This is a genomic window from Stenotrophomonas sp. YJH_SMC_82 (genome assembly GCF_059368875.1).
Map to the genome: position 1 here is coordinate 46,781 of NZ_JCAFSE010000006.1, position 12,381 is coordinate 59,161.

Below are 12,381 nucleotides of genomic sequence, written 5' to 3' on the forward strand. Positions count from 1 at the left end.
CTCATTCGCACGGAGAACACGCATGCGCAGCGGCAACCCGGCTCTTTCCGAGTCGACCTTCCTCGACCTCGCCAGCGGTTCGGTGGTGACCAGCCCCGACCAGGCAATGACCCTCAACGGCACCGTCAACAAGACCGGTTTCCTGCTGCTGTTGACCGTGCTGACGGCCGCTTTCGCCTGGAACCAGACCATCGACGACTACGGCCAGGTCATGGCCGGAGCCAGGTTGTATGCCATGGGCGGCGCCATCGGCGGCCTGGTGCTGGCGCTGATCACCATCTTCAAGAAGGAATGGTCGCCGGTCACCGCGCCGATGTACGCGCTGGTGGAAGGCGTGTTCCTCGGCGCCATCTCGGCCCTGTTCAACGCCAAGTTCCCGGGCATCGTGTTCCAGGCCGTGCTGCTGACCTTCGGCACCCTGTTTGCGCTGCTGTTCGCGTACCGCAGCGGCGTGATCAAGGCCACCGAGAACTTCAAGTTGGGCGTGGTCGCCGCCACCGGCGGCATCGCCCTGCTCTACCTGGCCTCGTTCGTGCTGGGCTTCTTCAACATCAACGTGCCGGTGATCCACGACTCCAGCTGGCTGGGCATCGCCTTCAGCCTGTTCGTGGTGGTCGTGGCGGCGCTGAACCTGGTGCTGGACTTCGACTTCATCGAAACCGGCGTGGCCCAGTGCGCGCCGAAGTACATGGAGTGGTATGGCGCATTCGGCCTGATGGTGACCCTGGTCTGGCTGTATGCGGAGTTCCTGCGCCTGCTGTCGAAGATCCAGCAGCGCTGAGTCCAGCCACGCCGAGAGAGACAAGCCGCGATCCGCAAGGGTCGCGGCTTTTTTGTAGAGTCGAGCAAGCCCACACGTCCCCTGCCCCCATGCCCGACACCTTCCACAGCTACCGCCCGGCAGAGGGCCACCGTCTGCCGCATGACCCGTTCAACGCCATCATCGGCCCGCGCCCGATCGGCTGGATTTCCAGCCGCGACGCACAGGGCACGTTGAACCTGGCGCCCTACAGCTTCTTCAACGCCTTCAACTACACCCCGCCGATCATCGGCTTCTCCAGCCAGGGCCGCAAAGACTCGCTGCGCAACATTGAAGCCACCGGTGAATTCGTGTGGAACCTGGCCACCTTCGACCTGGCCGAGGCGATGAACGAAAGCTGCCGTGCGGTCGCGCCGGATGTCGACGAGTTCGTCCTTGCCGGCCTGACGCCACTGGCCTCAACGCAGGTCACACCGCCCCGCGTGGCACAGAGCCCGGTAAGCATGGAATGCCGCTGCACGCAGATCGTCCGCCTGCGCGATGCCGCCGGCCAGGACACCAACGGCTGGCTGGTGCTGGGCGAAGTGGTGACGGTGCATATCGATGAACGGCTGCTGGTCGATGGCATCTACGACACCGCTGCGGCGGCCCCGATCCTGCGCGGCGGCGGGCCTGCCGACTACTTCCGCATCGGCGCCGGACAGCGCTTCCGCATGTTCCGCCCGACCTGACGTTCAACCGGTTACGACCGCGCCAGCAGCGCCGGCATTGACGACGCCAGCAATGCGATGCCCGACGCGGTCAACAGGCTCAGTACGATCTGCCGGAAGCGCGCCTCGCTGATGCCGATGTAGACGCGCGCACCCAGCAGGGTCGGCACCAGCATCGCCGGCGCCACGATGGCGAAGTACGGCAGCATCTGCCGGCTCACCAGGCCGCTGCCGACATAGGTGGCCATGGTCACTGCCAGCATCGCCAGGTTGAAGTTCTGGATGACCGCGCGCTGCTCGTCCTTGCCGAAGCCACGCAGCGTGCTCCACAGCGTCGGCACCGGTCCGGCGAAACCGCCGATGCCGCTGAGCACCCCACCTGCCATGCCGGCGATCGCGTCACCGATACGACCACCCACGCGGATCGGCGGCAATGATCGCGCCATCAGCATCACCGGGCACCACAGCGCAAGGAAGCCGCCCAGCAGCGCCTTGAACCAGTCCATGTCCAGGTGTGGCAGTACCATCACGCCGAGCGGAATGCCCGCCAGGCCGCCCAGCACGAACGGCAGCAGCAGGCGCAGGTTGAAGCCACGCCGCACGGTGAACACGGCCACCAGCTGACCGACCAGCGCGCCGAACACCGACAGCGCAGCGGCCAGTCGCGGCTCCAGCCCCCATGCCCAGAACGACATCGCTACCATCCCGAAGGCGAAACCGGACAGGCCCTGTACGAATCCGGCGACGATCGCGCCAAGCGCGACCAGCAGATACACCGACTCCATCATCACCCCGGCTGCAACCGCGCGACTACCCTGCCGCGCTCACCTGTGCAGCGTAGTGGGCCGCGAGATGCTCGACCAGCGCACGCACCTTGGGCGCCAGTGCACGTGCATGCGGGTACAGCGCGAAGTAGCGTCGCTGGCCCGCATGCCAGGCCGGCAGCACGCGGATCAAACGACCGGCGCGCAGATCCTCCTGCACGGTGAAGGCGGTGAACAGGCTGATGCCCATGCCGGCCAGCGCGGCGGCGTACAGTGCGGGCGTGGCATCCACGCGCAGGCGCTGCCCGGCTTCGATGCTCGCGGTTGCGCCGCGCGGCCCCTGCAACTGCCAGGGCGGCATTGCTGGCGTGGGACTGAAACCCAGCAGCGTGTGATGAGCCAGGTCCGCTGCCTGCCGCGGCAGTCCGTGGTGTGCCAGGTAGGCCGGTGCGGCGACCAGGATGCGCGGGCAGCTGGCCAGCTCGCGCGCGACCAGCTGGCTGTCCGGCAGTGAAGCCGCGATGCGCAGGGCCAGGTCGAAACCACCACCGACCACATCGACCAGCTGGTCATCGGCCGACAGGTCCAGCGTGACCTGGGGGTAACGCTGCAGGAATGACGGCAGCCAGTGCGGCAGCTCCTGGCTGGCCACCACCTGCGGCACGCTGATCCGCACGCTTCCACTGGGCTGCGCCTGCCCGGCACGGGCACGGTCGTCGGCTTCCTGCAGGCGGTCCAGCAGCGTTGCCGCCTCACGGTAGTAGTCGCGCCCGGCCTCGGTCAACGACAGCCGGCGGCTGTTGCGATCGAGCAGGCGCACCTGCAGGTGTTCTTCCAGCTGCCGCAGTTGCCGCGACATCGCCGAGTGGGTGGTACCGAGGCGCTCGGCTGCCGCGGTGAAGCTGCCCGCATCGACGATGGCGCGCAGTGCACGCAGGGCAGCGAAGTGATCCATCGGCGGGCAGCTCCACGTGGCGGAGCCCGCGGCATGCGGGCCCCGCCAGCTTATCAAGCGCCGTCGCCGGCCTTGCGCACCGGCAGTGCCAGGATCGCGTCAGTCGTCATGACATCGCCGAAGGCGTCCTCGATCTGGGCCAGAGCGGCTTCATGCAGCGTGCGATGGCCGATGCGCCGGCCGCCAGCCAGGTCCAGGTCACGGCTGGCGCTGGCATCGGACGAGACGATCACCCGGTAACCACGGGGCGCGGCCGCCGCGTCGCGCGCGGCACCAGCCACGCAGGCATGGGTCTGCAGGCCGGTGACGATCAGGGTGTCGATGCCGGCGTTCTTCAGCAGCGGGTCGAGCACGGTGGAGGACGCGCCGGCGAACACGCTGACATTGTCCTTCTGCACCACGGTCTCGCCCTGGCGCGGCTGCAGGTCGCGATGGAAGGCAGCATTGACGCTGCCCTGTGCGAACAGCGGCGCACCCGCCGGCAGCACGTGCTGCACATGGATCACGCGGATGCCATGGGCATCGGCGAATTCGACCACCCGCTTCGCCTGCCGCAGCGCGGCCACGCCATCGGGAATGACCATGCGGCCACCGGCAAAGCCCGGTGCGGCCGTGGCATCGAAGTACTCATTCTGGAAGTCGATGACCAGCACGGCGGTCTTTGCCGCATCCAGCGAGGTCGCGACCGGCGCGCCAGCCATGTGGCGGATGGTGGGATGGGCCGGCTCGGCGGCGGCGACCGGGGCGGTGGTGGCCATGCCGATCAGGCTGGCCAGGCCGAAGGCGGTGAGGTTCATGTTCGAGCTCCAGTGCGTTGGGAAGTGGGCACAGGATGCGGAGCGCGTGACGCACGAACCAGCTGCGTAGCGGCACATGATCTGTGCAATGTACGCACAGACAATTTCCATGTAGAGCCACCCCATGGGTGGCTGCGGACCAAGGCCCCGTCATTCCACGCACGGCGTGGATCTACCGGGCCGGCCCACAACGCAACGGGGCGCCCGAAGGCGCCCCGCTGTGGATCCAACCGAGGTCGGCCGGCCGCTTACAGGCGGCTGGCGATGGCCTGGGCAAAGCTCATGGTGGTGCCGGTGCCGCCCAGGTCGCCGGTCAGCGAATCCTTGGCTTCCATGGTCGCCACGATGGCCTTGCGCAGGCGCTCGGCGTTTTCCGGCTGGCCGACATGGTCCAGCATCTGCGCGGCTGCCAGCAGCAGCGCGCACGGATTGGCCTTGCCCTGGCCGGCGATGTCCGGCGCGGTGCCGTGCACGGCTTCGAAGATCGCCGCGTCCTTGCCGATGTTGGCACCCGGGGCCAGGCCCAGGCCGCCGACGAGACCGGCGCACAGGTCGGAGATGATGTCGCCGAACAGGTTGGTGGTGACGATCACATCGAACTGTTCCGGACGCATCACCAGCTGCATGCAGCAGTTGTCGACGATCATTTCCTGGAACTCGATCTCCGGGTACTGTGCGGCGACTTCACGGGCGACGTTCAGGAACAGGCCCGAGGTCGACTTGATGATGTTGGCCTTGTGCACGGCAGTGACCTTCTTGCGGCCAGTGCTCTTGGCCAGCTCGAAGGCGTAGCGCACGATGCGCTCGGAGCCCTTGCGGGTGATGCGGGTGCCGGAGAAGGCGGTTTCGCCGTCGGCCGACACTTCCTGGCCTTCGGCCAGGTAGGCACCTTCGGTGTTCTCACGGACGGTGATCAGGTCGACGTTGTCGAAACGCGACTTGGTGTTCGGGAAGGTGTGGGCCGGACGCACGTTGGCGTACAGGTCGAAGTGGCGGCGCAGGCTGACGTTGATCGAGGTGAAGCCACCACCGACCGGGGTGGTCAGCGGGCTCTTCAGCGCGACCTTGTTGCGCGCGATCGATTCCAGGGTCACTGCCGGCATCAGGTCGCCGTGCTTTTCCAGGGCCACCAGGCCGGCGTCGGCGTCTTCGTACTCCAGGCCAGTCTTGAGCTGGTCGAGCACGAACAGGGTGGCGTCCATGATTTCCGGGCCAATGCCGTCGCCGCGGATGACCGTAATTTTCTGCGTCATTGATCGATGTTCCGAACAGGGGGAAAAACGCCGTCCGGACGTGCCCGGAAACGCCGGCGCAAAGGAAGTTTCACCGGCAATTATGCCTGAGCCGGGGCCGAGGTCCCAAATAGACCATGGTCCCAGTGCCCGGCCCAGGCAGAATTGCCCGCGCATTCCGCCTTATCCCCGCGCCTGTCGGCGCGCCCCCTTGAACAACAAGGGGGCTCCTGGGCTGTTGGATCGTGGGAAGGCCCCTCGCGGGTGCGGTAGTGCCGGCCGCTGGCCGGCAACCCCGGCCATGCCGGATTCAGGGAATACCGGCCAGCGGCCGGCACGCCCCTCAGTGCTCGTGCGCTGCCGGGGCGGCGGCGCCACCTTCAAGCTGGTCGAGGAAGTCGACCGCGCGGCGCAGGTGCGGGATCACGATCGATCCGCCCACCACCAGGCCGACCGAGAAGGTCTCGAAGAACTCCTCGCGGGTCACGCCGGCGTCCTTGCACTGGGCCACGTGATAGCTGATGCAGTCGTCGCAGCGCAGCACCATCGAGGCCACCAGGCCCAGCAGCTCCTTGGTCTTCACGTCCAGCGCGCCGGCCTGGTAGGTCTGCGTGTCCAGCGCGAAGAAGCGGCGCACCACCTGGTTCGGCTCACCCAGGATCCGCTCGTTCATGCGCTTGCGGAACTCGGTGAACTCGGCGATGCGGTCCTTGCTGCCGTCGTCGGCCGCGCTCATGCCTGGCCCTGCCCGGCCAGCAGCGGCTCGAGCTTGCCTTCACGGTGCAGGGCCATCATGTCGTCGTAGCCGCCGACATGGACGTCGCCGACGAAGATCTGCGGCACGCTGGTGCGGCGGGTCAGCGCCATCATCTTCTCGCGCTCGGCCGGGTCCAGGTCGATGCGGACCTCGGTCCACTGCTGGCCCTTGCTCTTCAGGAAGTTCTTGGCGGCCACGCAGTACGGGCAGACGGCGGTGGAATAGATGGTGATGGCGGGGGCACCGCCGGCGGTCTGGGCTGTCACGGGAAACTCCACGATGGATCGACGGTCTACATATGGTACCGGTGCGCTGGAATTTCCACGCCACGGCCGCAACACTGTGGATTAACGAATGGTTGCCCCCCGCCCTGCCACGCTTGGCGCGCCCCGCCCGAGGAACTCCTGCTTGCGAGCCCTGCTGCTGACTACCGCCGTCACCCTGGCCCTGGCCATGCCGCTGGCCCAGGCCCAGGAGAAGCTGCCCGACATCGGCTCCTCGGCCGGCGAGCTGCTGACCCCGGCCCGCCAGGCCGAGTACGGCGCGATGATGCTGCGCGAGCTGCGCAACTACGGCTACCTGCTGGAAGATCCGCTGGTCAACGACTGGCTGCAGACCATGGGCACCCGGCTCGGCTCCAACAGTGACCAGCCGCGGCAGCCGTACACCTTCTTCGTGATGAACGACCGCCAGATCAACGCGTTCGCCACGCTGGGCGGCTACATCGGGGTCAATGCCGGCCTGGTGCTGACCGCCGAGCGCGAGGACGAGGTCGCTGCGGTGCTGTCCCACGAAATCGCCCACGTCACCCAGCAGCATGTGCTGCGCGGCGTCGAGCGCGCCCAGCGTGACCAGATCCCGATCCTGCTGGGCATGCTGGCAGCGGTGGTGGCCGCCCAGGCCAGCAACAGCACGTCGTCCGGCAACGCGACGATGGCCGCGATCAGCTCGGGCATGGGCCTGATGCAGCAACGGCAGATCAACTACACCCGCTCCAACGAGTCCGAGGCCGACCGCCTGGGCATCCGCACCCTGTCGCGCAGCGGCTACGACGTGGATGCCATGGCCGGCTTCTTCGAACGGATGTCGGCGGCCATGCGTGGCAACGAAGGGGGCTACAGCGTGCCCGAGTTCCTGCGCACCCACCCGGTCAACATCACCCGCATCAGCGAAGCCAAGGCCCGCGCCGAGCAGATGAAGAAGGATACGGTGCTGCTGACCACCAGCACCCCCACCGGCGAGCGCAAGGAGCGGGTGGACCCGGCCGATCCCAGCCTGGGCGAGCCGCTGCTGCGCGGCAACAACCCGCTGCTGCCCAGCAGTGTGCTGCGCCTCCCGATCGGCCAGCTCAACCGTGGCGCCAGCGGCGACTTCGACTGGGCACGTGAGCGCCTGCGCGTGCTCAGCGCGGATTCCACCCCCGAGCTGGAACGCGAGTATGCCGACCTGGCCAAGCGGCAGAAGGACGGTCTCAACGACGCGCAGCGCTATGGCCAGGCGCTGGCGGTCATGCGCGGTGGCCGTGCCGGCGCCGGCCAGGCCCGGCAGACCCTGGCCGGCCTGCTCCAGACCCATCCCGGCAACCTGTGGCTGGCGCTGGGCCTGGGCGAAGCGGAATCGCGGGCAGGCCAGGCGGCCCAGGCCAACAGCCGCTTCGAGCAGCTGCTGCGCGAACACCCCAACAGCCGCCCGGTGGCACTGACCTATGCCGAGATCCTGAACGAACAGGGCAACCGCGAGGCCGGCCAGCGCGCGCAGGCGATGCTGCGCCCCCTGTTGTCGCAAAGCGGTAACGATCCGGTCTTCCAGCAGCGCTTTGCCCGCGCCAGCGAGCTGGCCGGCGACAGCGTGCGTGCCAGCGAGGCCTATGCCGAGGCCGCCTTCCTCAGCGGTCGGCCGGAACAGGCGCTGCTGCAGCTGCAGGCGCTCAAGCGCAACCCGGCGCTGGATTACATTGGCCGCGCGCGGGTCGATGCCCGCATCGAAGCGATCACCCCGACCGTGCTGGAGCTGCGTCGCCAGGGCGTGCAGGACCCGGACCTGGACCGGCGCTGAGCGCTGCATGACCGGCCGATGGCAATCCAGGCCGGTTCCGGCCGGGCAGTCACAAACATGTCATCAAACCGTAGTCTACTGGCACCACTCCAGTAACCGAGCCCTACGGTGTCCTCGTGCAGAAACGCATCCTGATCGTCGATGACGAGCCCGCGATCCGTGAAATGGTCGCCTTCGCCCTTCGTAAGGGCGATTACGAACCGGTCCACGCCGGCGATGCCCGGGAGGCCCAGACCGCGATCGCCGACCGCGTTCCGGACCTGATCCTGCTGGACTGGATGCTGCCCGGCACCAGCGGCCTGGACCTGGCCCGTCGCTGGCGCAAGGAAACGCTGACCCGCGAAGTGCCGATCATCATGCTGACCGCCCGCGGCGAAGAGAACGACCGCGTCGGTGGCCTGGAAGCCGGCGTCGACGACTACGTGGTCAAGCCGTTCTCGGCGCGCGAACTGCTGGCGCGCATCCGTGCGGTGATGCGCCGTGCCCGCGAGGACGACGAGGACGGCAGCGTGGCAGTCGGCCCGATCCGCATCGACGGCGCCGCCCATCGCGTGTTCGCCAACGACCAGCCGGTGCCGATCGGCCCGACCGAATACCGCCTGCTGCACTTCTTCATGACCCATCCGGAGCGCGTCTACACCCGCGCGCAGCTGCTGGACCATGTATGGGGTGGCAGCGTGTACGTGGAGGAGCGCACCATCGACGTGCATATCCGCCGCCTGCGCAAGACGCTGGAACCGTTCAACGCCGAGAACATGGTGCAGACCGTGCGCGGCGCCGGCTACCGGTTCTCCACTGCCACCTGAGTCTCGTCGTGCCGGCACCGCGCACCTGCGGGTGCCGGTGCCGGCAACTCTGCTATAACCCTTGGTTCACTCCAGTGAACCGCCGCACCTCAACGACGAGACCGCAATGCCCCGCCACATCCGCTCTGCCTGGTTGAAGACCCTGGCCACCGTTGCCGCGGTACTGCTGTTCGCCGGACTGGTGGGGTGGTTCACGGGCCATCTGTGGTTGTGCATCGCGCTGGGCGCGCTGGCCACCCTGGCCTGGCATTACTGGCGCCTGCGCAGCGTGCTGCGCCGCCTGACCGCACGCCAGCGCTGGGACACCGCCGAAGAAGGCACCGGCGTCTGGAACGAACTGGACCGCCTGCTGTATCGCAACCAGGTGGAAATGCGCGTGCGCAAGCGCCGCCTGCTGGACATGCTGCGCAGCTACCGCGCCGCCGCCGCCGCATTGCCCGACGCGGTGGTGGTGCTGGACCGCAACAGCCAGCGCGTGCAGTGGTTCAACGAAGCGGCCACCGCCCTGCTCGGCCTGCACCATCCCGGCGACCTTGGCGAGGCCCTGGTCGAACGCCTGCAGCCGATGCCGCTGGCCCACTGGCTGGCCGGTGGCCGCAATGCCGAACCGATCCTGGACGTGCCCTCGCCGGTCGATCCGGCGATCCGCCTGAACCTGCGCCTGATTCCCTATTCGTCGGATTACTGGCTGCTGATCGCCCGCGACGTCAGCAAGCTGCTGCGCCTGGAACAGGTGCGCCGAGACTTCGTGGCCAATGTTTCACACGAGCTGCGCACGCCGCTCACCGTGGTCCACGGCTACCTGGACATGATGGATCCGGAGGACTTCCCCGGCACCGGCCCGATGCTGGAAGAAATGCGCAAGCAGAGCCAGCGCATGGCCCAGCTGGTCGAAGACCTGCTGACCCTGTCGCGGCTGGAATCGCAGGAGCACAGCGAGGAAGAGACCGTGGCCATGCAGCCAATGCTGGCGACCCTGCGCCGCGAGGCCGAGGCGCACAGCCAGGGCCGCCACCAGATCAGCATCGATGATCTGGCAGGTGTCGACCTGCAGGGTTCGACCAAGGAACTGCACAGCGCCTTCTCCAACCTGGTCACCAACGCGGTGCGCTATACCCCGGCCGGGGGCCGCATTGCGGTGGAGTTCCGCCGCGAAGGCGACGGCGCCGTGCTGGCGGTGCGCGATTCCGGCTACGGCATTCCCGCCACCCACCTGCCGCGCCTGACCGAACGTTTCTACCGTGTGTCCAGCAGCCGCTCGCGCGAGAGCGGCGGCACCGGGCTGGGCCTGTCCATCGTCAAGCACATCCTCGGCCTGCACCACGCACGGCTGGAGATTGAAAGCGAAGTCGGCAAGGGCTCGGTGTTCTCCTGCCATTTCGATGCCGACCACGTGCGCCCGCGCGAGTCCGCCCCCCTGACCTCCATCGAAGAATGACGCCATGAGCAGCCTCGGATCCCTCCCCCTCCCCGTGAGCCCGGACAACGATCCGTTGCGCGACCCGTCGCTGTACATCAACCGCGAGCTGTCGCAGCTGGATTTCAACTTCCGCGTGCTGGCGCAGGCCATGGACCCGCAGGTGCCGCTGCTGGAGCGCCTGCGCTTCATGTGCATCTCCTGCACCAACCTCGACGAGTTCTTCGAGATCCGTGCCGCCGCCGTGCGCCACGCGCAGGAATTCGGCCTGCCGCCGGCGCCGGACGGCATGAGCCCGCAGGCCATCCTCAACGCCATCCATGACCGCGCTGCGGAGCTGGTGGACCAGCAGTACCGCTGCTGGAACGAGACGCTGCGCCCGGCGCTGATGGAGGCCGGCATCGGCGTGCTCGGTCGCCATTCCTGGACCGACCGCCAGAGGCGCTGGCTGCGCGCCTACTTCCGCAACGAGATCATGCCGGTGCTGTCGCCGCTGGGCCTGGACCCGGTGCACCCGTTCCCGAAGATCCTCAACAAGTCGCTGAACATCGTGGTGGTGCTGAAGGGCACCGATGCGTTCGGCCGCGCCGGCCACCTGGCGATCGTGCGTGCGCCGCGCTCGCTGCCGCGCATCATCCAGCTGCCGGAGAAGCTCGGCGGATCGCAGAACTTCGTGTTCCTGTCCTCGGTGCTGTCGACCTTCGTCGATGAGCTGTTCCCGGGCATGGAAGTCCAGGGTGCCTACCAGTTCCGTGTCACCCGCAACTCCGAGCTGGTGGTGGACGAGGAGGAAGTGGAGAACCTGGCGCTGGCGCTGCGCGACGAACTGGTCGACCGCGGCTACCGGCCGGCGGTGCGCCTGGAGATCGCCCACGACATGCCGCGCGAGATCGTGCGCACGCTGCTGCAGAATTTCGGCCTGACCGAGAACGCGGTGTACCGCATCGACGGCCCGGTCAACCTCAACCGCATCATCCAGCTGTACGACCTGATCGCGCAGCCAGACCTGAAGTACCCGCCGATGACCCCGCGCACGCTGCGCGACAGCGACGGCATCTTCGAGACCACGGCGCGCCAGGACCTGCTGCTGCACCACCCGTTCGATGCCTTCACCGCGGTGCTGGACCTGATCCGGCAGGCGGCGATCGATCCCAACGTGCTGGCGATCAAGCAGACGCTGTACCGCACCGGCAAGGATTCGCTGATCGTCGACGCACTGATCCAGGCCGCGCGCAACGGCAAGGACGTGACTGTAGTGGTCGAACTGCGTGCGCGCTTCGACGAAGAGGCCAACCTGGGCCTGGCCGATCGCCTGCAGGAGGCCGGGGTGCAGGTGGTGTACGGCGTGGTCGGCTACAAGACCCACGCCAAGATGCTGCTGATCGTGCGCCGCGAAGGCCGCAAGCTGCGCCGCTACGTGCACCTGGGCACCGGCAACTACCACAGCGGCACTGCCCGCGCGTACACCGACATCAGCCTGATCACCGCCGATCCGGACATCGGCAATGACGTGCACCTGTTGTTCCAGCAGCTGTCCGGGCTGGCCTCGAAGATGAAGCTCAAGCGCCTGCTGCAGTCGCCCTTCACCCTGCACACCGGCATCCTCGGCCGTATCGAGCGCGAGACGCGCATCGCCGCCGCCGGCCGCCCAGCGCGGATCATCGCCAAGATGAACGCGTTGAACGAACCGCAGGTGGTGCGCGCGCTGTACGCCGCGTCGCAGGCCGGCGTGCAGATCGACCTGATCATCCGTGGCGCCTGCACCCTGCGTCCGGGCGTTCCGGGTGTCTCGGACAACATCCGCGTGCGCTCGATCGTCGGCCGCTTCCTGGAGCACAGCCGCGTCTACTGGTTCGGCAACGACGGCGCGCCGGAGATGTACTGCGCCAGCGCCGACTGGCTGGAACGCAACCTGCTGCGCCGGGTCGAGACCTGCTTCCCGATCCTCGATCCGGAACTGGCCAAGCGGGTGTACCGCGAGGTCCTGCAGAACTACCTGGACGACAACCTCAACGCCTGGGAACTGGACGCCGACGGCCTCTACCACAAGCGTGCGCCGGCGCACGACGAAGCCCCGCATTCTGCGCAGATGGCATTGATGCAGGGGCTGTAGTCCTGCCCCGGTGGA

Annotated in this window: 12 protein-coding genes; 6 read left to right on the forward strand and 6 right to left on the reverse strand. The window is 67.7% G+C overall.

Translation table 11 applies throughout. The features are described from left to right. Positions 1-22 precede the first annotated feature (22 nt). Both AC5P53_RS19605 and AC5P53_RS19610 read left to right on the forward strand, forming a co-directional pair. On the forward strand, positions 23-781 hold the full coding sequence (locus AC5P53_RS19605; protein ID WP_241887137.1) for a Bax inhibitor-1/YccA family protein: 759 nt from the start codon (positions 23-25) through the stop codon (positions 779-781). An 89-nt stretch (positions 782-870) separates the two neighbouring features. Beyond that, positions 871-1,491: a flavin reductase family protein gene (locus tag AC5P53_RS19610; protein ID WP_014646094.1), complete on the forward strand. Its 621-nt coding sequence runs from the start codon at positions 871-873 to the stop codon at positions 1,489-1,491. A gap of 11 nt (positions 1,492-1,502) precedes the next feature. Here the strand turns inward: AC5P53_RS19610 and AC5P53_RS19615 are convergent, their stop codons facing one another. From AC5P53_RS19615 to grxC, 6 genes are all read right to left on the reverse strand, one after another. Continuing rightward, a complete protein-coding gene (locus AC5P53_RS19615; RefSeq protein WP_049407513.1) occupies positions 1,503-2,255 on the reverse strand; it encodes a sulfite exporter TauE/SafE family protein in 753 nt (250 codons plus the stop codon). A 25-nt stretch (positions 2,256-2,280) separates the two neighbouring features. Continuing rightward, on the reverse strand, positions 2,281-3,189 hold the full coding sequence (locus AC5P53_RS19620; protein WP_032961780.1) for a LysR family transcriptional regulator: 909 nt from the start codon (positions 3,187-3,189) through the stop codon (positions 2,281-2,283). Positions 3,190-3,242: 53 nt separating this feature from the next. Continuing rightward, on the reverse strand, positions 3,243-3,986 hold the full coding sequence (locus AC5P53_RS19625; RefSeq protein WP_014646091.1) for a cysteine hydrolase family protein: 744 nt from the start codon (positions 3,984-3,986) through the stop codon (positions 3,243-3,245). Positions 3,987-4,234: 248 nt separating this feature from the next. Next, positions 4,235-5,239, reverse strand: a complete 1,005-nt coding sequence (locus AC5P53_RS19630) for an isocitrate dehydrogenase (protein WP_014036138.1) — start codon at positions 5,237-5,239, stop codon at positions 4,235-4,237. Positions 5,240-5,561: 322 nt separating this feature from the next. Further along, complete coding sequence (locus tag AC5P53_RS19635; protein WP_004154542.1) at positions 5,562-5,954, reverse strand: carboxymuconolactone decarboxylase family protein; 393 nt, start codon at positions 5,952-5,954, stop codon at positions 5,562-5,564. After that, a complete protein-coding gene (gene grxC, locus AC5P53_RS19640; protein ID WP_004154541.1) occupies positions 5,951-6,241 on the reverse strand; it encodes a glutaredoxin 3 in 291 nt (96 codons plus the stop codon). The genes AC5P53_RS19635 and grxC overlap by 4 nt, the downstream gene beginning before the upstream one ends. A gap of 142 nt (positions 6,242-6,383) precedes the next feature. On the opposite strand from grxC, the gene AC5P53_RS19645 reads away from it, so the two are divergent. The 4 genes from AC5P53_RS19645 (at position 6,384) to ppk1 (ending at position 12,366) form a co-directional block, all read left to right on the forward strand. Beyond that, positions 6,384-8,030, forward strand: a complete 1,647-nt coding sequence (locus tag AC5P53_RS19645; RefSeq protein ID WP_014646090.1) for a M48 family metalloprotease — start codon at positions 6,384-6,386, stop codon at positions 8,028-8,030. Between the two features lie 116 nt (positions 8,031-8,146). Continuing rightward, positions 8,147-8,836 (forward strand): phosphate regulon transcriptional regulator PhoB, encoded by a 690-nt coding sequence (phoB, locus tag AC5P53_RS19650; protein WP_005408258.1) that lies wholly within the window; start codon positions 8,147-8,149, stop codon positions 8,834-8,836. A gap of 106 nt (positions 8,837-8,942) precedes the next feature. Beyond that, positions 8,943-10,274 (forward strand): phosphate regulon sensor histidine kinase PhoR, encoded by a 1,332-nt coding sequence (gene phoR, locus AC5P53_RS19655; RefSeq protein WP_005415460.1) that lies wholly within the window; start codon positions 8,943-8,945, stop codon positions 10,272-10,274. A 4-nt stretch (positions 10,275-10,278) separates the two neighbouring features. After that, positions 10,279-12,366, forward strand: a complete 2,088-nt coding sequence (gene ppk1, locus AC5P53_RS19660) for a polyphosphate kinase 1 (protein WP_046429123.1) — start codon at positions 10,279-10,281, stop codon at positions 12,364-12,366. Positions 12,367-12,381 lie beyond the last annotated feature (15 nt).